Genomic DNA, 22,381 nt, shown 5'->3' with positions numbered 1-22,381 from the left:
TTTCCCGCGGCCATCCTTACCAGAGCGGCACACCTATTTTAGAGGTTTTTGCGGAACTGCGCTTCGTCGCTTTCTGGCCAGAGCCTGCCCGGTCAAATCCGTTTGTTCTTGCTCGATGGAGTGAAATGGAGATCGAAGGGATATACAGGAATATCGATATGAACGGTGTAGTCGGCGGAGATGGTCAGCTCCGACCCCATGCGTTGCACCTTGACCTGCTCGCCGGTCAGAGGGATATCCAGCTCGCGGGCCTTCTTGAGGATGCCTTCGCGGATCTCGTGGTCGCTCTTCTGGTTGTAGGAGTTCATCTTGGTCTCGTTCTCGATGACGTCCTCGAACTGGTAGTTGGCGAAGTAAGGGGGCAACGCCTTGATCCCCACATAAACGATCGCCACCACCACGAATAAACCGAACAGAGCCTTGATGGTCTTCATCGCCGCGTCCTTCAGCGGAGAGCCTGTGCGAGGCCGGAAACCGCCGGTTTACCGCAAGAACTCCGTCACCTGGCCTGCGATGGCGCTGATGTTAGCATCGCGTTTCTCCCCTGTCGAGCGCCGAACCAACTCTACAACGCCCTCCGCGGCCTTCTTGCCGACGATCACGCGCGCCGGGACTCCGATGAGATCGGCGTCGTTGAACTTGACCCCCGGGCGCTCGTCGCGGTCGTCGAGCAGGACGTCCAGCCCGGCCCGCTCCAGTTGGCGGGCGACCGTCTCCGCGGCCTCGGCCTGCGCCTTGTCCCTGCTGTTGATGACCACCACGATCACGTGAAAGGGGGCGATCTCGGGCGGCAGCCAGAAGCCGCGCTCGTCGTGGTTCTGCTCGATGGCGGCGGTCAGGATGCGCTCGATGCCGATACCGTAGCTGCCCATGATGGGGGTGACTTCCTTGCCTTCCTTGTCGAGCACTCGCGCCCCCATGGATTCCGAGTACTTGCATCCCAGCTTGAAGATGTGCCCGATCTCCACCGCTTTCGCGACGACCAGCGGCGTGCCGCAGTTGGGACAGCCTTCGCCGGCCTCGACCGCGCGCAGGTCCGCCCACTGGTCCTCGGCGATGTGGAAGTCGCGCCCCGGCGTGACGTTGCGCAGGTGGTAGTCCTCTTTGTTGGCGCCGCTGATCAGGTTCTTGCGGCCCAGCAGGGCGCGGTCCACCAGCACTTTGGCCTTCACCCCACGGAATTCGAAACCATGCTCGGTGACCGGGCCGAGGAAGCCCGCGGGGGAGCGGAAGATCTCCTGAATCTCCTCCGGATGCATGGGGCGGAGCTCCATGCCGGGCAGGGCGGAAACCAGCTTGGCTTCGTTGAGCTGGTGGTCACCGCGCAGGAAGGCGATGACCGGGCTGTTGCGCGCTTCCTTGGGATCGCCGCCCAGATCCACCGCCATCAGCGCCATGGTCTTCATCTTGTTCTTGGGGGAGACCCCGAGGAAATTCGCCACTTCCTCCACGGTCTTCAGGCCCGGGGTGTGGACAGGCACGGGTTTGCCGTCGCCCACGGCCTCGTAGTCCTCGATCACGTCCAGGCGCGAGGTCGCCTTCTCGATGTTGGCGGCGTATTTGCACTTGGGACAGCTCACCACCAGGTCTTCGCCGGCGTCGGTGTACACCATGAACTCATGCGACTGCGAGCCGCCCATGGCGCCGGAGTGCGCCTCGACGACCACATAATTCAGGCGGCAGCGGTCGAAGATGCGGCAGTAGGCGTCGTAATGTTTCTGGTAGCTGATGTCGAGGCCGGCGGCGTCGAGGTCGAAGGAGTACGAATCCTTCATGGTGAACTGGCGCACGCGCAGCAGGCCCGACTTGGGCCGAGGCTCGTCGCGGAACTTGGCCTGGATCTGGTACCAGATCTGGGGAAGCTGCTTGTAGCTGCGCAGCTCCTTGCGCGCGATCTCGGTCATGACCTCTTCTTCGGTGAAGCCCAGGCAGAACTCCGCGCCCTTGCGGTCTTTGAGGCGGAACATGTTGTCGCCCATGACCGACCAGCGGCCGCTGGCCTCCCAAAGCTCGCGGGGGTGGATGGCGGGCAAGTAGAACTCCTGGCCGATCTTGTCCATCTCCTGGCGGACGATGTCGATGATCTTCAATTCGGCGCGATGCCCAAGAAAGAGGAAGGAGTAGATGCCGGCGGCGAGCTGGCGGACGTAGCCGCCGCGCAGCAGGAATTTATGGCTCGCCACCTCCGCGTCGGCCGGCGCTTCACGCAGGGTGGGGATGAACAACTTTGACCAATAGTGCATTCGGCTTCCTTGTCGTCGAGAGCGGAATCTTCGATTGTACCCAATGGCATAATCACCTGCATGCTGCTCGCCGCTTGGATGCTCTATTCAAGGACCCAGGCCGGTCCGCCGCCGCTCTTGCTCCTGGCTGTGGTCGGCGGGGCCGTCTGCGTCTTCGCGCTGATCCTCTGGTCCGTCGCCCGGGCAAGGCGCAAGCGCCGGGAGGCACTGGAGCAGTTCGCGATGGAGTCCGGCTTCGCATTCAGTGCGGAGGCGGATCCGTCCGTCGCGCAAGAGCTCTCGGAGGTCCAGTTCACCCTGGGCATGGCGACGCCGAGGGTGAGCTACGAGAACGTGCTGCGAGGCAGCCGTCAGGGCCGGGAGGTCATCATCGCCGACCGCACCACCGGCCAGGGCAAGTCGCAGTCGCAGTCCACCGTCGTCGCCATCAGGTTCGAAACACCCTTGCCACCCTTCTACCTGTGCGCCGAAAACTTCCTCTTCCACATCCTGGAAAAAATCGGGTTCAGCGACATCGACCTGGAAGCGGCTCCCGAGTTCTCGCGGCGGTTCTTTCTGCACAGCGATAAGCCGGAGGAGGTGCGTGCCCTCTTCACCGCGGACGTGACGCTCGCGTTCGAGCAGTTGCCGCAGGACGCAGGATTATGCGTACAGGGAGCGGGACGGTGGCTGGCGGTGTACCGCGGGATGCGCCTGACGCCGCCCGATCAATTGCGCGAAGTCCTGGAGACAGCAGTCCGGATCGCGGAGGCCCTGCATCGCGGCCAGACGGCGGGCGCCAAGTGGTGAGGTGAGCAGCGAACGTTGCTGCGCGGAGGCGCCGTTCCCTACCGCGCCAGCTGCTCCAGAATGTCGCGCGCCAGCTTCTGCAGCTCCGCGAAGTCCTTCTGGTAGGCGAGGAACTTGCGGTTCAGCTCCAGCGACTGGTCGGGCCTGGGGTGCTTGCGCAGGATCATGTCACGCACATGCACCGGGTTGGGCAGCTGCGCCTCTTCCTTGAGCTCATCAAGGGCGGTGGTGGGGTCGTAGTGATACATAGGATTTGTGATTGGTGATTTGTGATTTGCGATTCATTTAACTCTGTGGCAATCGCAAATCACAAATCGCAAATCAGACCATTTCCGTCCCCCACAGGTCGTGCAGGTGGACGATACCGACCAGTCGTCCGCCCCCCACCACGGCCAGGGAGGTGATCTTCTTCTCTTCCATGATATTCAGGGCCTTGGTGGCGAATTCATCCGGGGCGATGGTCTTGGGGTTCGCCGTCATGCATTCGCCGGCGCTGAGGTCGAGGACGTCCTTCCCGCGGCGTTCCAGCAGACGGCGCAAGTCGCCATCGCTGATGATGCCCAGCAGCTTCTCGCCCTCGGCCACCGTGGTGATGCCCAGCTTCTTGCGCGACATCTCGTAGATGACATCGGTCATCTTCGTCGCCGGACTGACCCGCGGGATGGCGTCCCCGGTGTGCATCAATTGCGAGACGCGGGCCAGCTTCTTGCCCAGCTTTCCGCCGGGATGGAGCTCCGCGAAGTCTTCCTCGCGAAACCCTCGGCGGTCTGCCAGCGCGACCGCCAGCGCATCGCCCAGCGCCAGCATGGTGGTGGTCGAGGCGGTGGGCGCCAAGCCCAGCGAGCACGCTTCCTGGGCGATGGAGCAATCGAGGGCGATGTCGGCGGCCTGGGCCAGGGTAGAAACGCGGGGCGGCGATTGCGGCGCGTACAGGCTGTCGCCGGTGAACGAGACCACGGGCACGGCCAGGCGCTTGAGCGTAGGCAGCAGGGCGACGATCTCCTCCGTCTCCCCGCTGGCCGAAAGGGCGATCACCACGTCGCCCGCTACGACCATGCCAAGGTCGCCGTGCAGGGCCTCGGCGGGATGCAGGTAGAGCGACGGCGTCCCGGTGGAACTCAGAGTGGCGGCGATCTTGCGAGCGATCAGTCCGCTCTTCCCCATGCCGGTCACGACCACGCGGCCCGAGCAGCCGAACAGCAGGTCCACGGTGCGCTGGAAGGGCCCGGCCATGGGCCCCGCGATGCGGCCGGCCAGTTCGCGCAGAGCTTCCGCCTCGATGCGCACCACGTTCTCACCGGTACGGTTCATGGGGACGCAAGATGTTAACAGACCGCCAGCGAAGGTGCGCTCACCTCTTGAACCCCACGATGTACTGCACCATATTGTGGAAGACGCGGGGGGCGGTGGGGTCGGGCCACATCTGCTGGATGACGGCGGCGCGCGCCTTATCCTGCTGCTCCGGAGCCATGCGCAGGGCGGTCACGCTGGTGAACGTGTCCCAGGCGTGCTGCAGGTTCGGATGTCCCCAGGTGACGACCTCCTGCTGAACTCGAGCGGCCACGCCGTTCCGCGAGAGCAGTTCGAGGAAGAGGGCGGGATCGGCGAGGGCACCGGGACCCACGCCTTTGACCGGAGGCTCGGGGGCGAAGGCGCCCACCAGGCGCTGGAAGCGCACGATGTCGCATTCCTCAGGCGGGCCCCAGACCGAGGCCGCGAAGCGGCCCTCCGACTTGAGCACGCGGGCGATCTCAGCGGCGGCCGCGGCCTTGTCGGCGACGAACATCAGGCTGAGGCTGGCGACCACGGTGTCGAAGGAGCCGTCGAGCGCCGGGATGTGTTCGGCGCGCCCTTCCTCGACGAGGATATCGAAGCCGGCGCGCGCGGCACGGGTGGAGGCGATGCGCCGCATCTGCTCGCTGATGTCGATAGCGTGCACGCGGGCTCCTGCCGCCGCCAGCTTGATGGCCACACTGCCGGTGCCGCAGCCGAGATCGAGGACGTCCATGTTGGCGCGCGGCTTGGCGCGGCGCACCACTCCGTCGGCGATCGGCGACATCCGGGGATCGACTTCCAGAACGTAGACCCGCGACATCGCGTCCCACACGTCCTTCTGCCAGGAGAGGAAGTCGAATTGCGAACCCGGAGCGCTCAAGCGCGCCATCATATCGCGCCGGGAGGGATTTATTGCCTGGCGGAAACGGCCTTGTGCACGGCGAGCAGCTCGGTGAGGACGCCGCGGAGCTTCTTCAGGTCGAGGGCATTGGCGCCGTCGGACTTGGCCTGCGCGGGATCGTCGTGCACTTCCAGGAAGACGCCGTCGACGCCGGCGGCCACGGCGGCGCGCGCCAGCACGGGGATGAATTGCGGCTGGCCGCCGGAAACGGCCGGTCCACTGTCATTGTTGTCGCGGACAGCCGAGGGCGGCTGTCCCACACTTGCCGAAGGCAATTGCACCGAGTGAGTGGCGTCGAAGACCACGGGCGCGAACTCACGCATGATTGCCAGCCCGCGCATGTCCACCACCAGGTTGTTGTAGCCGAACGAGCTGCCGCGCTCGGTGACGAAGACCTGGTCGTTGTCGGAGGCGCGGCATTTCTCGACCGCGTGGCGCATGTCCCAAGGGGAGACGAACTGGCCCTTCTTGATGTTCACCGCCCGCCCGCTGCGCGCCGCGGCCACGATCAGATCGGTCTGCCGCGAGAGCATGGCGGGGATCTGCAGGACGTCGGCGACCTCGGCGACGCGCTGCACGTCCACCGCCTCGTGCACGTCGGTGAGCACCGGGACATTCACGCTGTGCCGCACCTTCTTCAGGATGCGCAGCCCTTCCTTGAGGCCGAGCCCGCGGAAGCTCTTGATGGAGGTGCGGTTGGCCTTGTCGTACGAGGCTTTGAAGATGTAGGGCAGGCGCAGCGCCTTGCAGACCCCGGCGATCGACTCGGCCATCTTGAGGGCGTGGTCCTCGCTTTCGATCACGCACGGCCCGGCGATCAGGAACAGCTCCCGCCCCCCGATGATGATCTTGTCGAGTTGGAAGGACCAGTCGATATGGGTCTTCATAAAGAGCGTTTAACCGCAGAGACCGCGGAGAGCGCAGCGAACCTGAAAGAAAACCTTTGCGATCTCGGCGTTCTCTGCGGCTGAATTCTACCGCCGCGTGGCCCGCTCGGGGCGCAGGAACATCTCGATCTCGGCCGTTTCTTTCATCGAACGCAGCTTCTTCCCGTGCTCGTAGGAAGCTCCGATGAACGCCCGGAAGAGCGGATGGGGCTCCAGCGGCTTACTCTTGAACTCGGGATGGAACTGGCATCCCAGGAAATGGGGATGGTCGGGCAACTCGACGATCTCCACGTACGTCCCGTCGGGTGTGGAGCCGGTGATGCGCAGCCCGGCGCCGGTCATGACCGCCTCGTACTCGCGGTTGAACTCGTAGCGGTGGCGGTGGCGCTCGCTGATCTCGGCGGCGCCGTAGATGCGGCTGGCCAGCGAACCGGGCTCCAGCTTGCAGGTCCACGCCCCAAGGCGCATGGTGCCGCCTAATTCTTCCACCCCGCGCAGTTCCCGCAGCTTGTAGATGACGCGGTGCTCGGTGGCGGGATCGAATTCGCTGGAGTTGGCGTTTTCCAGGTGGCAGACGTTGCGCGCGAACTCGATGCACGCCGTCTGCATGCCCAGGCAGATGCCGAAATACGGGACCTTCCTCTCGCGCGCGTAGCGGATGGCATTCAGCATGCCGGCGATGCCGCGCTTGCCGAAGCCGCCCGGCACCAGGATGCCGTCGAAGCCCTCAAGTTGCGATTCGTAGCTGCGATCTTCCTTGTCCTTGGTCTCGAGCCCCTCGGCTTCCACCCAGGTGGCGTTGAGCTTCAGGTTGTGGGCCAGGGCGCCGTGCACCAGCGCTTCTTTCAGCGACTTGTAGGAATCCTCGTATTCGACGTACTTGCCGACGATGCCGATCTTCACCTCGGCCTTGGGGTTGTAGACCCGGTGCACCAGGTCTTCCCAGGGCGAGAGGTCGGGGGCGGGGGCGTCGATGTGCAGGTACTTGAGGACCAGAGTGTCCACGCCTTCCTTGGAGAAGACCAGCGGGACCTCGTAGATCGAGGCCACGTCCTTGGCGGTGATGACCGCCTGCTCTTCCACGTTGCAGAAGAGCGCGATCTTGCCCTTCAGGTCCTTGGAGAGGAAGCGGTCGGTGCGGCACAGCAGCATGTCGGGCTGGATCCCGATGGAGAGCAGCTCCTTCACCGAATGCTGCGTCGGCTTGGTCTTGAGCTCCTGGGCGGCGCCGATCCAGGGCACCAGAGTCACGTGCACGAACAGCGTGTTCTCGCGGCCCAGCTCCTGGCGCATCTGGCGGATGGCTTCCAGGAAAGGCAGCGATTCGATATCGCCGACGGTGCCGCCGATCTCCACGATGGCCACGTCGACATCGGCCGAGATCTTCTTCATCGCCGACTTGATCTCGTTGGTGACGTGGGGGATGACCTGCACCGTCTTGCCGAGGTAGTCGCCGCGCCGCTCCTTGGTGATGATCTGCTCGTAGATGCGGCCGGTGGTCCAGTTGTTATCGCGGCTGAGCTTGGCGTGGGTGAAGCGCTCGTAGTGGCCGAGGTCGAGGTCGGTCTCGGCGCCGTCATCGGTGACGAAGACCTCCCCGTGCTGGAAGGGCGACATGGTCCCGGGATCGACGTTGAGATACGGGTCGAACTTCTGAAGATTCACCTTCAGTCCGCGGGCCTCCAACAGGCAGCCGATCGACGACGCCGCCAGTCCTTTGCCCAGGGAAGACACCACGCCACCCGTTACGAAAATGTATTTCGCCATCTGCTCCTCGGCTCGTCATTGGATTGTGGGGCTACGAATCCCAGGCATGGGCTGGAAGTCGCCTGGGCGATACTGGGGTGCACGACCAATTATGGCAGAAAACGCGGCGGCAGGAAACTCCCGGATCCGGGGCCGTTCCAGGTTGCCTCAGGAAGGGCTTGCCGCATCTAATCGGAACAGACCATACTGCCCATATGCGCCACGCGCGCCAAGTCGCGGTTGCCATGGCCTTCGCGACCTTGATGTCGCTATGTGTCGTCCTGCCCGCTCACGCGGAGGGCGCCAAGCGCCTCATCTTGAAGGACGGCACCTTCCAGTCGGTGGTGAAGTACGAGGTCAAAGGAGACCGCGTCCGCTACCTGAGCGCGGAACGCTTCGACTGGGAAGAGTTGCCGGCCTCACTGGTGGACTGGGCGGCGACCGAGAGATGGGAGAAAGAGCGGGGGAGCGTCTCCTCCGAAACCAAGGAGATCTCCGAGGAGCTGGAGGCGGAGCGCAAGGAAGAAGAGGCCAAATCGCCGACGGTGGCGCCCGGCCTGCGTCTGCCCTCACAGGGCGGCGTTTTCCTGCTCGACGACTTCGGCGGACAGAAACAGCTGGCGGAACTGGTACAGTCCGGCAGCGAGATCAAGAAGCAGACGGGCAAGAACATCCTGCGCGCCGCCATCAACCCGTTTTCGGTGGCCAAGCAGAGCATCGAGCTGAAGGGTGACCGGGCGCGGGTGCAGGCCCACGAAGACCGCCCCGTCCTCTACGTGAACGTGGACACGGAGCCCGATCCGGGAGCCAGCGCAAGCACCAGCGGCGGGCCCCCTCCGGAAGCGACCCAGCGTTTCCGCATCGTGCGCCTGGAACGCAAGAAGGACGTGCGCGTGGTCGGCAATCTGAAGGTCGCCATCACCGGCAGCGTCAAGCAGCAGCAGAGCTTTGTGGACGCCGAGGCGACAGCCATGTCCGGCGGATGGATGAAGATCGTGCCGGCTGCTCCGCTCCCCACCGGCGAGTACGCCATCGTGGAAATGCTCAGCCTGAACGAGATCAACCTGTACGTGTGGGACTTCGGCGTGGACCCGAAGGCGCCCGCCAACGCCACTGCCTGGAAGCCCGCGCCCGCGCAGGACAACCAAACTGGGACCACGCAGACGCCCGTTCTCCAGGGCCGTCCACAATAAGAAGCTGGCAGGAAGCAGGAGGCAGGAAGCAGAACCCTGCCTCCTGCCTCCTGCCTCCCGCCTCCTGCCTCCTGCGTCCTATTCCTTTTCCTTCTTGTCGGGGGTGCGCTGCGAAAGATAGGCGGCCACAACCTCGTCCCACTTGCCCTGGGCGCGGAGGATGTACTCGACGGCGTCGCGCACCGCCCCGGCGCCGCCGGCGTGGTCGGTGACCATGTGGGACTCGTCCTTCACCTCTTCGCGGGCATTGGCCACGGCCACGGCAAAGCCGCATTTGCGCATCACCGGCAGGTCAATGATGTCGTCCCCGACGTAGCAGGCCTGCTCCGGACGGAGGCGCTCGCGCTCCAGCACCTCGCGGAAGGCCTCGACCTTGTCGGCGCATCCCTGATAGACGTGATCCAGGCGCAGGTCGCGGGCCCGCAGGGCCACCGTCTCCGAGATGCGCTTGGTGATGAGCCCGACCTTGAGCCCGCCCAGCCGGGCCAGCGACATCGCCGTGCCGTCGTGCGCATGGAATCCTTTGACCTCGACGAAACTGTCGCTGGCAATCCCGAAATCACCGGCATCGGCCTTCGCCTTCGCTTGCGCACGGGTGTTGCGCAAGCCACCGGCGGGAGCTGGAATGAACCAGAGACCGCCGTCGGTCATGACCCCGTCCACATCGAGCAGCAACAGCTTGATCTTCCTGGCGCGCTTCTTGGACATAAAGTACTCAGTACTCGGTACTCAGTTAAGGAACACGTGATTGTACATGCCGATCAGAAACTGCCTGGGACGAACTCTTCGATCGCGAGCTTAAGAACAGCCCGGCACTTCCCACAGACCAACAGGACCTCGTCTCCCTCACTGCGCAATACCGCCAGGTTCAGGCTCTCGCAGGCGGCGCAACCGGTGGTGGGGTCGCCCGATCCGGGTTCGGCGAAGGGGAGCTGCGAGGTTCGATCGAATTCCCCGGTCTTGTGGGTGTTGATCTCGAAGGTGCTGCGGCAATCGGCGCAGACGTGGTTGAAGCAGCACTTGGGCTCGCAGGAGTAGACGATCTCCGCCCCGCCGCACTTGGGGCATCGGACCAGGTCTTGGAGGGTCGGCGCCATCCGGGCAGGATTCTACAGGAGACACGACATGCGTCCCGGGCCGCGATAGAGGAGCGACAGCGCCAGCCACACTACCAGCACCAGGATGGCGATGCGGAACCCCAGGGCGGTGGCAAAGACGGCGTACGGCCCGAACTGGCCCACCCAACGCAGCACGAACCCCGCCAGAAAGAGAGTCGCCAAGGCGGCGAGGACCACGCCCGCGAGCGCGTACCTGTACATGCGGCCTCCCGGCGCACTCCAGCATACGCCGTCTATGGGGCGAAGAATTTGCGAAAATGCCGCTCCCGCCGTAGAATGCAAGGATGACACCGGGGGAATCGGAGATTGTAGGCAAGTCCAGGGCCCTGGACTGGGCGCATCCGCTGGTCCGCGAGTGGTTCGAGGGCCGGTTCGGAACCGCCACCGAACCCCAGGAGCAGGGCTGGCCCGAGATCCTGGCTGGCCGCACCACCCTGATCTCCGCCCCCACCGGCTCGGGCAAGACGCTCTCCGCCTTCCTCATCTGCATCGATCGCCTGGTGCGCAAGGCCGTGGCCGGGCACCTGGAAGATCGCACCGAAGTGCTCTACATCTCCCCGCTGAAGGCGCTGGGCAACGACATCCAGAAGAACCTGGAAGTGCCGCTGGGCGAGATCCTGCAAATGGCGGGAGAGCGTGGCCTGCTGATGCCCGAGATCCGCACCGCCGTCCGCACCGGCGACACCCTGATGCACGAGCGCCGGGCCATGCTCAAGCGCCCGCCGCACATCCTGGTCACCACGCCGGAGTCGCTCTACATCCTGCTGACGGCGGAGAAGAGCCGCGCCATCCTGCGCGATGTCGAGACCGTGATTGTGGACGAGATCCATGCCGTGGCCGACGACAAGCGCGGCGCCCACCTCTCGCTCTCGCTGGAGCGGCTGCAGCAGCTCACGGCCAAGCCCCAGGTACGCATCGGGCTTTCCGCCACCCAGAAGCCGATCGAGCTGGTGGCGCATTTCCTGACCGGCGCCGGGCGTCCCGCGCCGGCGGTGGTGAACATCGGGCACAAGCGGCACCTCGACCTTGCAGTCGAGGTGCCGGATTCCGAGCTCGGCTCCGTCGCCTCCAACGAGATGTGGGACGAGATGTATGAGCGCATCGCCGAGCTGGTCCGTCAGCATCGCTCCACCCTGGTCTTCGTCAACACGCGGCGGCTGGCGGAGCGGGTCGCCTTCCACCTCGCCGAACGGCTCGGAGAAGAAGCGGTCGCGGCCCACCACGGTTCGTTGGCCCGCAAGCTGCGCCTGGCGGCGGAGAAAAGGCTGAAGAACGGCGAAGTCAAGGTCCTGGTAGCGACCGCTTCGCTGGAGCTGGGCATCGACGTGGGCACCGTGGACCTGGTGGTGCATCTCAGTTCCCCGCGCTCCATCGCCGTGACCTTGCAGCGCATCGGCCGCGCCGGACACTGGCCCTCACCCCAGCACGCCCAACCCCAGGGCGCGCCGGGGGCCCCGATGCGCGGCGCCGTTCCCAAAGGCCGCATCTTCGCCACTACCCGTGATGAACTGATCGAATGCGCCGCGCTGGTGCGCTCCATCCGTCAGGGCGACCTCGACCGGCTGATCATCCCCGAGGAGCCGCTGGACGTGCTGGCCCAGCAGATCGTGGCCTGCTGCGCGGCTGAAGAGTGGAGGGAAGAAGACCTCTATACCCTGCTGCGCCGGGCCTATCCGTACCGAAACCTTTCGCGCCAGGCCTACGACTCGCTGCTGGTGATGCTGTCCGAAGGACTGGCGGCGCGGCGTGGCCGCTACGGTGCGTATCTATATCGCGACCAAGTGAACGGGCGGCTGCGCGCACGCCGCGGCGCCCGCATGACCGCCATCCTCAACGGCGGCGCTATCCCCGAGACCGCGCTGTTCACCATCGTCGCCGAGCCGGAAGGCACGGTGGTCGGCACCGTGGACGAAGATTTCGCCGTCGAGAGCATGAAGGGCGAGATCTTCCTGCTGGGCAACACCTCGTGGCTGATCCGGCGTATCGAGGGCAACTCGGGAAGGATCCTGGTCGAGGACGCACACGGCGCGCCGCCGGGAATCCCCTTCTGGCGCGGCGAGGCGCCCTCGCGCACCGCGGAGCTGTCGCTGCAGGTGGCGGAACTGCGCGAGCAGATCTCGAAACTGGTGCCCACGACTGTGCCCGGCCAGGTGGACCAGAAATCTCCCGAGCTGGCGAACGCCGTCGCCTGGCTGAAGCAGGAATGCGGCCTCGACGGCGCCGGCGCCGAGCAGGCGGTCCAGTACGTCGTGGAAGGCCGCGCCGTATTGGGCGCGGTGCCCACGCAGCACACGGTCATCGCCGAACGTTTCTTCGACGAAGGCGGCGGGATGCAGCTCATCATCCACGCTCCCTTCGGCGGGCGCATCAACAAGGCCTGGGGACTGGCGCTGCGCAAGCGTTTCTGCCGCTCATTCAATTTCGAATTGCAGGCCGCCGCCACCGACAACGGCCTCAACATCGCGCTGGCCGAGCAGCACAGCTTCCCGCTGGCCGACGTGTTCCAGTTCCTCCACGCCGAAACCGTGCAGCCGGTGCTGGAGCAGGCGGTGCTGACCGGCTCGCCCATCTTTCAGACCCGCTGGCGCTGGGACGCCAACCGCTCCCTGGCGCTGTTGCGCTTCATGGGCGGAAAGAAAGTCCCCCCACAGATCCAGCGCATGCGCGGCGACGACCTGCTGGCTTCGGTCTTTCCCGACGTCTCAGCCTGCCAGGAGAACATCATCGGCGACATCAAGATCCCCGACCACCCGCTGGTGCAGGAGGTCATGAAGGATTGCCTGCACGAGGCCATGGACCTCGAAGGCCTGAAGCAGGTGCTGCGCGGCTTGGAGGACGGCACGATCAAGTTCGTCGCCGTGGACACGCCCATCCCCTCGGCCTTTTCACACGAGATCCTGAACGCCAACCCCTACGCCTATCTCGACGATGCCCCGCTCGAAGAACGCCGCGCGCGCGCCGTCAACATGCGGCGCACCTTGCCGGAGTCGGTGCTGGAGGAGGTCGGGCGCCTGGAGCCGGCGGCCATCGCCGAGGTGCAGGCCGACGCCTGGCCGGAGGTCCGCGATGCCGACGAGTTGCACGACACGCTCCTGACCATGATCGCGTTGCCGGAGATCTTCGAGCATACCCTCGCGGCCGAGAGCGGTCGCGCCACGTGGTCGGCGGAGAGGTGGAGACCGTATTTCGAACTGTTGGTGCGCGATGGACGAGCGGCACTCGCGAGTCTGCATGGCCAGCGCTACTGGGTCGCAGTGGAGCGGGTGAAAGCCTTTCGGGCGATCTATCCGGATGCGTCGTTCGCGCAGGCCGTCCCTGAGCTCGGCAACGGCCAGTCCGCCGACGATGCCCTGCTCTCCGCCGTCACCGGCTGGATGCAACATCTGGGGCCGACCTCGGCGAGCGAGCTGGGCAGCATTCTTTCTCTTCATGCCAGGGAGATTGAAAAAGCGCTGCTGCGGATGGAGGCCGCCGGGACCATCCTGCGGGGAAAATTCGTCCACGGACAGCCGGGGGCGGCTGTCCCACACCATCAGGAAGAGCAGTGGTGCGAGCGCCGGCTGCTGGCCCGCATCCATCGCCTGACCCTGGGCACGTTGCGCAAGCAGATCGAGCCGGTGACCTCGGCGCAGTTCATGCGCTGGCTGCTGCGCTGGCAGCACGTCGCCCCCGGACTGCAGACCCGGGGCGAGCGCGGCGCCCTGGAGGTCCTGCGCCAGCTGCAGGGCTTCGAGATCCCGGCCAACGCCTGGGAGCGGCAGGTGCTGGCGCGGCGCATCGCCGACTACGACCCCGCGGCGCTCGACCAGCTCTGTCTCACGGGCGCGGTAGGCTGGGGACGGCTGTCGCCGCATCCGGCGACCCTGGAAGACTCGGCCAAGAGCATCCGCCGCGTCATCCCCACCAGCGTCGCCCCCATCACCTTCTTCGTGCGCGAGGAATCGGACTGGATGCTGCCCCACCGCACTGGCGACAGCGAACTGCGCGGCCTGAGCCAGGGTGCCCGCGATGTCTTCGATTTCCTGAAGGGCCGCGGCGCCTCGTTCTTTGCCGACATCGTACGCGGCACCGGCAAGCTGAAGGCGGAGATCGAGACCGGGTTGTGGGAGCTGGTCGCGGCCGGGCTGATCACCGCCGACGGCTTCGACAACCTGCGCTCGCTGATCGATCCCCGGCGCCGCGCCGGGCAGGGCTCGCAGCGGGCCGCACGCCCGCGCCACTCCGCCGGGCGCTGGTCACTGCTCTATGCCGGAGAAGCGGCCGAGCGCAACAAGGCGGTCGAGGCCACCTGCTGGATGCTGCTGCGCCGCTACGGAGTGGTCTTCCGCGACTTGCTGGCGCGCGAGTCGGTGCTCCCCAAGTGGCGGGAACTGCTGATCGGCTTCCGCCGCCTGGAAGACCGCGGCGAGGTGCGTGGCGGACGCTTCGTCTCCGGCTTCCTCGGCGAGCAGTTCGCGCTCCCGCTGGCGGTCGATTCCGTGCGCAACATGCGCACCGTGCCGCCCAGCGGCGAGACCATCACCGTCTCTGCCGCCGACCCCCTGAATCTGGTCGGTATTCTGGTGCCCGGAGAGCGTGTGCCGGCAATCTCGGGGAACGTGGTGACCTACCGCGACGGCGTGCCCGCACCCCAGGCCGACATGCGGCAGATCACAGCTAGCGGCTAAGGGCGGCGATACAATGGTGCTTGCTGGAGGCGCGCTATGCGGTCCCTTGCGCTCCTGATCACGTTTGCCCTCATCCTCGCTTCGGCGCCCATGCTCACCGGCTGCGGCGGTGTCACCGCCTTCGGTTTCAAGTCCAACATGCAGGCGGTGAGCGGCACGGTCAGCTCGGTCCAGGTATCTGTCTCGAACAACGGCAGCTTTATCACCTTTGTCACCTTGCAGAGCAACGGCTTCCCCAACCAGTTCGCCTTCTGCGGCGACCATGCCGCGCAATTCCCCATGAACACGTCCGTGACTGTGGACTTCAATCCCGGGCAGGATTGCAATGTGATAACCGTGGTGGTCACGGGATGAAAAGGATAGAATTCGCGCTGTCCACGTGGTTAGACGGGTGTTGACATGAAGAGTTGGCCTCGCGTCGCTGCCGTCCTCCTGGCTTCAGCATTCTGCTGCGCGCAAACCATTGAGACTGGAGCTGTGAGCCGCACGATCCTGAAAGCCAAGCGGGTGCTGGTGACCATCCCGCAGGGACCGGAGGCGGACTCTTCGAAGATTCCATTCGAGCTGCACCGTGCCAAAAGCGCGATCCAGGAAGGACTGCGGCACTGGAAGCGTTATCAGGTCACGAATACAGCCGAGGATGCTGATCTCATCATGGTCGTGCGCAAAGCCTCCGGAGTTGGAGTGAGCTTCGGAAGCAACCGAGGCGGGTTACCGATGCCCCCAGCCGTGAACAATCCTCTCCCCGCCACCGCCGACAGCCTGGCGGTGTTCGACGCCCATGGCCCTGGATTGGAAGGGCCCCCCTTGTGGACGGCGAGCGAGCCGGGTGGCCTCAACGCCCCCGAAATCAAGTTGCTGAAGAAGTTCCAAAAGAGAGTCGAAGAGGCTGAGAAGAAGCCCTAGCAGTCAGCCCAGAAAAAAGAGATGGTGGACCTGGTCGGGATCGAACCGACGACCTCTTCCATGCCATGGAAGCGCGCTCCCAGCTGCGCCACAGGCCCACGTTTGATTTCAACGACTTAGAAAGGGCTTACTCACTTACACCGTACCAAATCGTACCAAATTCTCAGAACTTCAGCCAGCCGCCGTCACGAACCTCGTGGAGCTTGACGTCCCACACCTCCACTGCGTAGTTCGTGCCGGAGCTGTTCTCCGGGTCCAGGACCAGCAGGTTGGTGACGTAGGTCTCCTTGCTGCTGGAGTTGACTTTGCGAGCCGAACACCTCAGGACTGTGCCGGTGAGCTTCATGGCCTGTCATGGCCTCCTCGAATCGGTATTGGTGTGGATCACAGGCTCGTGGGTTTGAACAAGCGGCTTTTGGCTCAAGGCGCGAACTTGTGGGATCGGCGTGGATACCTGATAGACAGTCACGGCTTCGTGTCTGCCTTTCGCGTGCGCTAACACCTTGGGGTGTTTGGCCGTCCGCTCGTACAGTCGTCGGCCAGCACTACAAAAGCCCCCTTACAATTCCTAATGGACATCTCCCCGGACAATTCGAGCGGCATGCTCGAAGGATTTCTTGCGGTGGGTCCTCCATGAGGGAAAGCGCTTCTAAACTAGGCCCCGGCCTGGCCGGGAGAGTTACCACTATGAACCCCAAATGCATGAATCCGCATGCTCGCTCTTGTGGCCCAGGCCCCACAAGGCTCAGCCGCCAATACGGGCAAGCAGCAACTGCGTCCTTGCCGGTTTAACGGTCACATAGAAGTGTGACATCCGCTCTGTTCGTGCGGGAGGACTCAACTGTATTGATAGTGTGGTGTTACACGTGTCCGGAGTCCCTGACCAGAAGACGATGGCCGAGCCCAGTTACGAGAGCTCACCCGTGCGACATGCCTTCCTTTCCGAGAAGAGCATTCTTAGGTTTGGCGTTGCGGGCGGGGGATTGTTGTGCGTCGTGCTAAGCGGCTGTGCCATAGCCATACTCCCGTTCAGTGTCTTTGCCCAGTTGGCTATCGTGCTCCACACCGCCGCAGGCTTGGCTGCCGTACCGATCTTCGCTCTTTGGCAATTGAGCCACTGGCTTGGCGCACGAAAGGTGGCCCGCACAAGTAAGAAGATCTCGGCATATATCGGATTCTGGCTGCTTGCTACCAGTGTTGTGACAGGACTGGTGGTCGGCTGGCAGGCTGCATTCGGACGCTTCATCGGTTCGGTATGGGATTCACTGCACCTCTGGAGTGGGATTCTGGCGCTGCCGTTCCTTGCCTATCACTTGTGGCCGTCTTCGACGTCAGATGACCGGCCGAGCTACGTCCTCGTGCGGCGGCGGATGTGGATTCAGGCCGGAATCCCCACGCTGGCTCTATTTGCCTTTTGTGGTCTCTTGGCGACCCACTTCTCCCGTGAGCAACGCCGACAGTTCTGGGGCCAGCACATCGGCACTTCGGATTTTCAGCCCAGCATGGTGGAAACGGAAACGGGTCGCCCGATTCCGGTGGAAGTGCTCGCCAATTCCGATTCCTGCGGCACCTCGGATTGTCATGCCGCCATTTACCAGGAGTGGAGGTCGAGCGCGCATCGCTGGTCGGCAGAAGACGAATTCTTCCAGGAGGTCCGGGCCGTCACGACCGGGGTGAAGGGCATCCGCGAAACGGAAAAGTGCGGTGCCTGCCACGATCCGGTCTCGATGCTCTCCGGCCACAAGGACCCCTTACTAGGCCGCTCCGCGCCCGGCTACCGGGAGGGCGATAGCTGCGTCGTCTGCCACGCCATTCGCAAGGTGGATGAGCGCGGCATCGGCAGCTACGTGTTGGGTGCGCCGGAGCCCTATCTGTACGAATCCGCCGCCAGTGGCTTCGGCCGCTGGGTAAACCATTTCCTGCTCCGCGCCTATCCCGACCAGCACAATCAGGATTATGACCTGACACTCGTGCGCCGCCCCGAATCCTGCGCCGCCTGCCACAAGGAGTTTGACGTCCTCGACGAGCGTGAGGGCCCGGTGCAGGTCGAGACCCAGTACGACGACTGGAAGCGCGGTAAATGGAACACCGACCCGGACCCATCGCGGCGGCAATATTGCCAGCAGTGCCACATGTACCTTGTGACCACCGCCGTCCATGAGGCGGACCCCTATGACCTAAAGACACGGCTCGGGCGACGCCACCGCAATCATGCATTCGCCGCCGGCAATCAGTACATGCCCGCAGCCATCGGGGTGCACGATTCGGGAGCGCACATCCGCAATGTGGAGCAGTGGCTGCGAGGCGAGCGGGAGGTGCCGGAGATCGCCAACACGTGGCCGCGGGGGCCGATCGTCGAGTTGCAGATCGAGGCTCCACAAGCTTGCCGCGCAACGAGCGAGCTCGCTTTCAAGGTCAGGCTTACCAACAGGAAAGTCGGGCATGGCTTTCCCACCGGACCGCTCAATATCGCGCGCGCGTGGATCGAAGTTGTGGTGGGGGATGCCTCCGGCCACGCCATCTTCCATTCTGGCTTGCTCGACGACGCGAACCACATCGAAGCCGGCTCTTACATCCTCAAGCCGCTGGCCATCAATAGCGCCGGGCAGATGGTGATGAAGCCTGACCTCTGGCATCCGCTCGGACCAAAGTTCCGTCCGGCCATATTGGCGCAGCAATCGGCTAGCTACGATTTCGCTTTCCACGTCCCCGTAACGGTGCGTGGGCCGCTGGGGGTAAGAGCGCGCTTTCGCTACGCCAAGGCGAACCAATTCTTCATGGACGTCGTGTATTCCGGGAAGCACCGGCGACCGCCGGTAACCGACCTGGCCTCGGCGCAGACCTCGATCGAAGTAACGCGCTAGCTTGCCGTCACACGCCTGAGTGCGCTCGGACACGCACAGCAACGGGTGAGCCATATCACAGACGCCATGAAAGTTCCCCGGTTAGTCTGATCTGTTTTGGGAGTGCTTTTTTGGGACTGGGTTGTCATGAGCGATCTCCCGCCTTGTGACGAGTCTCCAGGCAGCTTGACCGACCTGCAAGGCCGGCTAATCAACTACCTCCGGCTCTCCGTCACCGACCGCTGTAACCTGCGCTGCCGCTACTGCATGCCCGCCGAGGGCGTCCCCTGGATTCCACACGAAGACATCTTGCGATTCGAAGAGCTGGAGCGCATCGCGCGACAGGCGGTCGCGCTGGGCCTGTGCAAGATACGGGTCACGGGCGGCGAACCTCTGGTTCGCAGAGGCGTGATCGGATTCCTGGAGAGGCTGGTCGCAATTCCTGGCATGCGTTCGCTTGTGCTGACGACGAACGGCGTGCTCCTGGCTCAGATGGCAGAGGAGTTGCGCCGAGCGGGCGTGGAGCGGCTGAACGTAAGCCTCGATTCTCTCCGCCCCGTGACCTTCGCGCAGATCACCCGCGGGGGAGATCTGCAGGAGGTGCTCGACGGCGTTGCCGCCGCTGAAATCGCCGGCTTCCCGCCGGTGAAGATCAACACCGTGGTCATGCGGGGGATCAACGAGGACGAAGTCTCCGACTTCGCCGAACTCACACTGCGGCAGGCTTACACCGTTCGCTTCATTGAGTACATGCCGACCATGGAACGAGCGGACTGGCATTCCACTTGGGTCTCTGGCGCAGAGATCTTGCGCAAGTTGGAACAGAGGTACCGGCTCGAGGAGCTGACCTCGGCCGATCCGCATGGCCCGGCGCGCTACCTCCGGATCGCGGGGGCCGCTGGAAAGATCGGCATCATTACCCCCGTCTCAAACCATTTCTGTGATTGCTGTAACCGCCTTCGTGTGACCGCTTCGGGCCTGGCGAAAGCCTGCCTGTTCGCCCGCGGCGGCGTCGATCTGAAGCCTTATCTGCGCCAGGGGGACGAGGCACTGCGTGGGGCGTTGCGTCAGATCGCCACCCACAAGCCAGCATGGCACAACCTATTCACTCCACAGACCCAGCATGCGCCGTTCTCCATGGCAGCTATCGGAGGGTAACGGCAACCACCATCAACCGACGAGCGAACCTGGGCTCAAGTAGGTTCCAAATCCAACGAGGTCAAGGAGCAAAGATGGAAAAAACTGACAAGCTATCTCGAAGGGGCTTCATACGCGCCGCGGGGATAGCGGGGGTCGCGCCTGCCATGGCGGCCTTCCCTTTTCAAAACCTCGAGGCCGTCGGCCAGTTTGAGAAGCACCCGCAGGAGCAACCCACCTTCAAGATCAGCAAGAAGGTACCCCAGGTCTGTTCCCGCGCCTGCGAGATCAACTGCGCTGTGAAAGTCGTGGTGGGGACCGACACCAAGACGGGGCTAGAACGGGCCATAACAATCGAAGGCTGGCCAGAAGACCCCGTGTCCAAGGGCAAGTACTGCATCAAGGCCATGGGCTTCGTCGATTCCCTCTATAACCCTGATCGACTGATGGTCGCCCTGAAGCGGACCAATCCGCGGAAAGGGACGGATTCGGACCCAGGCTGGGTGACGCTCAGGTCCGCCGACGCCGTCAACGAGATCATCGACGTGATGCGGAAGTACAAGCCGGAAGAGATCCTGATCGCCTCTCCCGGCAATCCCTTCACCAACAAGCTCTGCAAATCCATGGGCGTGATCCGCAGCGATCAGCGAACGGAATGCTTCGGAACGCACTACTACATCAACTGCCTGACCATCACGAATCCGCCCAACGACGTTTATTCGAGCACTTACACTCCGTCGCATCACCTGCCCGGCTACGACTACGACCTGGCGAAATACCAGATCTGGTTCGGCTTCGACTCATTCACCAAGTCAGCCAAGGCGGGCATGCTGCCCCACTGGCTCGAGGGCAAGAAGAACGGCAGCAAGATCGTGATGTTCAATCCCGTCCGGACACCGATCTCGGACAACTTCGCGGACCAGTACTACTCCATCAAGCCGGGGACCGACTTGGCGGTGGCGCTGGCCATCATCAACACCATCGTTTCCAACAAGAAATACAACACCGAATTCTTGACCAAGTACTCCGATGCTCCGGCGCTGGTGGACCTCGACACTAGGCAGGCGCTGAAGACCGATGACGGTGGCTTCTACGCCTGGTGCACCGAGCACAAGCAGTTGGAGCCGCTGAGCACGTGCCACGCTCCGGCCCTGGACGGCGGCACGTACACGGTGACGGTCGCAGGCAAGGAGATCAAAGCCAAGCCGGTGCTGCAACTGCTGGCCGAGACCACCAAGCCGTTCACGCCGGAATGGGCGGCGCCGATCACGGACGTGAAAGCGTCGGCCATCCGCAAGATCGCGCTCGACTTCGCGGCGGCAGCTCCGTACGCGGTGGTGCCCACCAACAAGCGCGATGCTGCCGGCCCCAACTACGCTAATAGCTGGCGACTGCGGCACTCGCTGAACGTGATCAACACCCTGGTCGGGGCCATCGATCACGAGGGCGGCCTGCTGCTGCTGCACGACGTCAAGATGCCGTGGCTGGAAGACCTCTACAAGCCAGCGGAGCCGTATCCGGCACTGCCCAGCAAGTCGGTCGACTTCCGCCACGAGTTCCCGGTCACCAACGACATCTACCGCCAGAAGGACTTTTCGGCCCCCGGACACTACGGCATGGTCGGTTACGGACTGTACACGACCAATACGGTGAAGGTGGTCATCTATGGCAACCCGCACCGCGGGCTGTTCGCGACCATCCAGCCGCAGATGTTGGAGGCCGGCTTGGCCAAGAAGGACATGGTGGTGGATTGGAACCTGTACCTGGACGATCTCGGGTACTGGTGCGATTACGTGCTGCCTGCCCCGCACAACTTCGAGGAGGGCAAGCTAGACGTGCGCACCTACTACCCCAAGCAGGCCTGCCTGGTAGGAGGCGCTCCGGTGCAGAAGCCGCCGGGCGACCAGATCGGCTGGGGCACGGTGACCCAGAAGATCGGGTTGGCACTGGCACCGAAGTACTGGACCACCGATGGCAGCGGCGATCCCAAGAAAGCGGTCCCCATGGGTATCGGTGACGCCGCGTTGAAGCTGACCGGTGCGGCCGAGAACAGCAAGGAGTTCATGGCCAAGGGCGCGTTCTGGATCGACAACAAGCCGTACGAGAACTACAAGCAGATCCGGCAACAATCGTATGGCCGGCCCAACGGGCGGGTGCGGATATTCATCGACGAATTCTCGAAGGTGGACCATTCGCCTCTCCCCACCTGGGACTCGCGCTGGCAGGAGCCGGACGAGAATTACAAGTTCTCGCTCCTGATCACGCGCGCGCCCTGGTACATGCACGCCGATCCCAACTTCATCAACAACCCCATCCTGAAGCACCTCACGACTATGAATTACATGGACACCGTCTGGATCAGCCCAACGGCTGGTAAAAAGCTCGGGCTCAAGGATGGCGACCAGGTCATCGTCGAGAGCAACCCCAAGTACATGACGCAACTGCCGCGGCCGGTCAAAGCGAAGGTGCACTTATCCAAACGCATCACGCGCGACGACTGCATGCTCGCGTTCCACGGTATCGGGCACCGCGCCAAGAACCTGCGGGTAGCCAAGGATTTCGGCTACCGCGATGGCGACCTCATCCCGCAGAAGGATCCGATGATGAGCAAAAAGAAGGATCCTCTGGGTATGGGCTGGGTGGAAGACGTGTACGTCAGCATCAGGAAGGCGTGAG

The 22,381-nt window shown here is 63.9% G+C and carries 19 protein-coding genes and 1 tRNA gene; 8 read left to right on the top strand and 12 right to left on the bottom strand.

Annotation, left to right across the window (positions count from 1 at the left end; genetic code table 11):
• Positions 1 to 92 precede the first annotated feature (92 nt).
• Positions 93 to 434 (bottom strand): hypothetical protein, encoded by a 342-nt coding sequence (locus VMS96_09465; protein ID HVP43651.1) that lies wholly within the window; start codon positions 432 to 434, stop codon positions 93 to 95.
• Positions 435 to 482: 48 nt separating this feature from the next.
• On the bottom strand, positions 483 to 2,243 hold the full coding sequence (locus tag VMS96_09460) for a proline--tRNA ligase (GenBank protein HVP43650.1): 1,761 nt from the start codon (positions 2,241 to 2,243) through the stop codon (positions 483 to 485).
• Positions 2,244 to 2,303: 60 nt separating this feature from the next.
• On the opposite strand from VMS96_09460, the gene VMS96_09455 reads away from it, so the two are divergent.
• Complete coding sequence (locus tag VMS96_09455) at positions 2,304 to 3,032, top strand: hypothetical protein (protein HVP43649.1); 729 nt, start codon at positions 2,304 to 2,306, stop codon at positions 3,030 to 3,032.
• A 38-nt stretch (positions 3,033 to 3,070) separates the two neighbouring features.
• Here VMS96_09455 and VMS96_09450 read toward each other — a convergent pair whose 3' ends face one another.
• From VMS96_09450 to VMS96_09430, 5 genes are all read right to left on the bottom strand, one after another.
• Entirely contained in the window at positions 3,071 to 3,280 is a 210-nt protein-coding gene (locus tag VMS96_09450; protein ID HVP43648.1) for a hypothetical protein, read from the bottom strand.
• Positions 3,281 to 3,353: 73 nt separating this feature from the next.
• On the bottom strand, positions 3,354 to 4,343 hold the full coding sequence (locus VMS96_09445) for a KpsF/GutQ family sugar-phosphate isomerase (GenBank protein ID HVP43647.1): 990 nt from the start codon (positions 4,341 to 4,343) through the stop codon (positions 3,354 to 3,356).
• Between the two features lie 40 nt (positions 4,344 to 4,383).
• On the bottom strand, positions 4,384 to 5,187 hold the full coding sequence (locus VMS96_09440) for a class I SAM-dependent methyltransferase (protein ID HVP43646.1): 804 nt from the start codon (positions 5,185 to 5,187) through the stop codon (positions 4,384 to 4,386).
• A 29-nt stretch (positions 5,188 to 5,216) separates the two neighbouring features.
• The gene (gene kdsA, locus VMS96_09435) at positions 5,217 to 6,095 is read right to left on the bottom strand and encodes a 3-deoxy-8-phosphooctulonate synthase (GenBank protein ID HVP43645.1); all 879 of its coding nucleotides are present in this window, start codon (positions 6,093 to 6,095) and stop codon (positions 5,217 to 5,219) included.
• Between the two features lie 87 nt (positions 6,096 to 6,182).
• Positions 6,183 to 7,862 (bottom strand): CTP synthase, encoded by a 1,680-nt coding sequence (locus VMS96_09430; protein ID HVP43644.1) that lies wholly within the window; start codon positions 7,860 to 7,862, stop codon positions 6,183 to 6,185.
• A gap of 194 nt (positions 7,863 to 8,056) precedes the next feature.
• Between VMS96_09430 and VMS96_09425 the strand changes: the two genes are divergently transcribed.
• Positions 8,057 to 9,034, top strand: coding sequence for a hypothetical protein (locus VMS96_09425; GenBank protein HVP43643.1), 978 nt, complete (start codon positions 8,057 to 8,059; stop codon positions 9,032 to 9,034).
• 78 nt (positions 9,035 to 9,112) lie between these two features.
• On the opposite strand, the gene VMS96_09420 is transcribed toward VMS96_09425, so the two are convergent.
• The 3 genes from VMS96_09420 to VMS96_09410 are packed head-to-tail and all read right to left on the bottom strand — an operon-like array spanning position 9,113 to position 10,353.
• Positions 9,113 to 9,742: an HAD hydrolase family protein gene (locus VMS96_09420; GenBank protein ID HVP43642.1), complete on the bottom strand. Its 630-nt coding sequence runs from the start codon at positions 9,740 to 9,742 to the stop codon at positions 9,113 to 9,115.
• A 53-nt stretch (positions 9,743 to 9,795) separates the two neighbouring features.
• Positions 9,796 to 10,131 carry a hypothetical protein gene (locus tag VMS96_09415; GenBank protein ID HVP43641.1) on the bottom strand — a complete coding sequence of 112 codons (336 nt, stop codon included), beginning with the start codon at positions 10,129 to 10,131 and terminating at the stop codon, positions 9,796 to 9,798.
• A gap of 12 nt (positions 10,132 to 10,143) precedes the next feature.
• A complete protein-coding gene (locus VMS96_09410; GenBank protein HVP43640.1) occupies positions 10,144 to 10,353 on the bottom strand; it encodes a hypothetical protein in 210 nt (69 codons plus the stop codon).
• A gap of 83 nt (positions 10,354 to 10,436) precedes the next feature.
• Between VMS96_09410 and VMS96_09405 the strand changes: the two genes are divergently transcribed.
• The 3 genes from VMS96_09405 to VMS96_09395 all read left to right on the top strand — a co-directional run bounded on the left by VMS96_09405 (position 10,437) and on the right by VMS96_09395 (position 15,725).
• Positions 10,437 to 14,819: a DEAD/DEAH box helicase gene (locus tag VMS96_09405; GenBank protein HVP43639.1), complete on the top strand. Its 4,383-nt coding sequence runs from the start codon at positions 10,437 to 10,439 to the stop codon at positions 14,817 to 14,819.
• A gap of 36 nt (positions 14,820 to 14,855) precedes the next feature.
• On the top strand, positions 14,856 to 15,173 hold the full coding sequence (locus tag VMS96_09400; GenBank protein ID HVP43638.1) for a hypothetical protein: 318 nt from the start codon (positions 14,856 to 14,858) through the stop codon (positions 15,171 to 15,173).
• A 123-nt stretch (positions 15,174 to 15,296) separates the two neighbouring features.
• On the top strand, positions 15,297 to 15,725 hold the full coding sequence (locus VMS96_09395; protein ID HVP43637.1) for a hypothetical protein: 429 nt from the start codon (positions 15,297 to 15,299) through the stop codon (positions 15,723 to 15,725).
• 22 nt (positions 15,726 to 15,747) lie between these two features.
• On the opposite strand, the gene VMS96_09390 is transcribed toward VMS96_09395, so the two are convergent.
• Both VMS96_09390 and VMS96_09385 read right to left on the bottom strand, forming a co-directional pair.
• A tRNA-Ala gene (locus VMS96_09390) sits at positions 15,748 to 15,823 on the bottom strand.
• Between the two features lie 65 nt (positions 15,824 to 15,888).
• Positions 15,889 to 16,071, bottom strand: a complete 183-nt coding sequence (locus VMS96_09385; GenBank protein HVP43636.1) for a hypothetical protein — start codon at positions 16,069 to 16,071, stop codon at positions 15,889 to 15,891.
• Positions 16,072 to 16,618: 547 nt separating this feature from the next.
• Here VMS96_09385 and VMS96_09380 point away from each other — a divergent pair.
• The 3 genes from VMS96_09380 to VMS96_09370 all read left to right on the top strand — a co-directional run bounded on the left by VMS96_09380 (position 16,619) and on the right by VMS96_09370 (position 22,380).
• The gene (locus tag VMS96_09380) at positions 16,619 to 18,589 is read left to right on the top strand and encodes a multiheme c-type cytochrome (protein ID HVP43635.1); all 1,971 of its coding nucleotides are present in this window, start codon (positions 16,619 to 16,621) and stop codon (positions 18,587 to 18,589) included.
• A 165-nt stretch (positions 18,590 to 18,754) separates the two neighbouring features.
• Positions 18,755 to 19,726: a GTP 3',8-cyclase MoaA gene (gene moaA / locus VMS96_09375; protein HVP43634.1), complete on the top strand. Its 972-nt coding sequence runs from the start codon at positions 18,755 to 18,757 to the stop codon at positions 19,724 to 19,726.
• A 146-nt stretch (positions 19,727 to 19,872) separates the two neighbouring features.
• Positions 19,873 to 22,380 carry a hypothetical protein gene (locus tag VMS96_09370; GenBank protein HVP43633.1) on the top strand — a complete coding sequence of 836 codons (2,508 nt, stop codon included), beginning with the start codon at positions 19,873 to 19,875 and terminating at the stop codon, positions 22,378 to 22,380.
• Position 22,381 lies beyond the last annotated feature (1 nt).

The organism is Terriglobales bacterium (assembly GCA_035543055.1).
In the GTDB taxonomy this organism is placed as follows: domain Bacteria; phylum Acidobacteriota; class Terriglobia; order Terriglobales; family Acidobacteriaceae; genus JAIQFD01.
This window is presented reverse-complemented; position numbering and strand designations above follow the sequence as displayed.

Coding starts and splice junctions, on each gene's coding strand:
- VMS96_09405 (HVP43639.1), top strand. CDS start 10,437: ATGACACCGGGGGAATCGGAGATTGTAGGCAAGTCCAGGGCCCTGGAC.
- VMS96_09370 (HVP43633.1), top strand. CDS start 19,873: ATGGCGGCCTTCCCTTTTCAAAACCTCGAGGCCGTCGGCCAGTTTGAG.
- VMS96_09400 (HVP43638.1), top strand. CDS start 14,856: ATGCGGTCCCTTGCGCTCCTGATCACGTTTGCCCTCATCCTCGCTTCG.
- VMS96_09445 (HVP43647.1), bottom strand. CDS start 4,343: ATGAACCGTACCGGTGAGAACGTGGTGCGCATCGAGGCGGAAGCTCTG.
- VMS96_09380 (HVP43635.1), top strand. CDS start 16,619: ATGGCCGAGCCCAGTTACGAGAGCTCACCCGTGCGACATGCCTTCCTT.
- VMS96_09465 (HVP43651.1), bottom strand. CDS start 434: ATGAAGACCATCAAGGCTCTGTTCGGTTTATTCGTGGTGGTGGCGATC.
- VMS96_09430 (HVP43644.1), bottom strand. CDS start 7,862: ATGGCGAAATACATTTTCGTAACGGGTGGCGTGGTGTCTTCCCTGGGC.
- VMS96_09410 (HVP43640.1), bottom strand. CDS start 10,353: ATGTACAGGTACGCGCTCGCGGGCGTGGTCCTCGCCGCCTTGGCGACT.
- VMS96_09455 (HVP43649.1), top strand. CDS start 2,304: ATGCTGCTCGCCGCTTGGATGCTCTATTCAAGGACCCAGGCCGGTCCG.
- VMS96_09425 (HVP43643.1), top strand. CDS start 8,057: ATGCGCCACGCGCGCCAAGTCGCGGTTGCCATGGCCTTCGCGACCTTG.
- VMS96_09415 (HVP43641.1), bottom strand. CDS start 10,131: ATGGCGCCGACCCTCCAAGACCTGGTCCGATGCCCCAAGTGCGGCGGG.
- VMS96_09450 (HVP43648.1), bottom strand. CDS start 3,280: ATGTATCACTACGACCCCACCACCGCCCTTGATGAGCTCAAGGAAGAG.
- VMS96_09460 (HVP43650.1), bottom strand. CDS start 2,243: ATGCACTATTGGTCAAAGTTGTTCATCCCCACCCTGCGTGAAGCGCCG.
- VMS96_09385 (HVP43636.1), bottom strand. CDS start 16,071: ATGAAGCTCACCGGCACAGTCCTGAGGTGTTCGGCTCGCAAAGTCAAC.
- VMS96_09420 (HVP43642.1), bottom strand. CDS start 9,742: ATGTCCAAGAAGCGCGCCAGGAAGATCAAGCTGTTGCTGCTCGATGTG.
- kdsA (HVP43645.1), bottom strand. CDS start 6,095: ATGAAGACCCATATCGACTGGTCCTTCCAACTCGACAAGATCATCATC.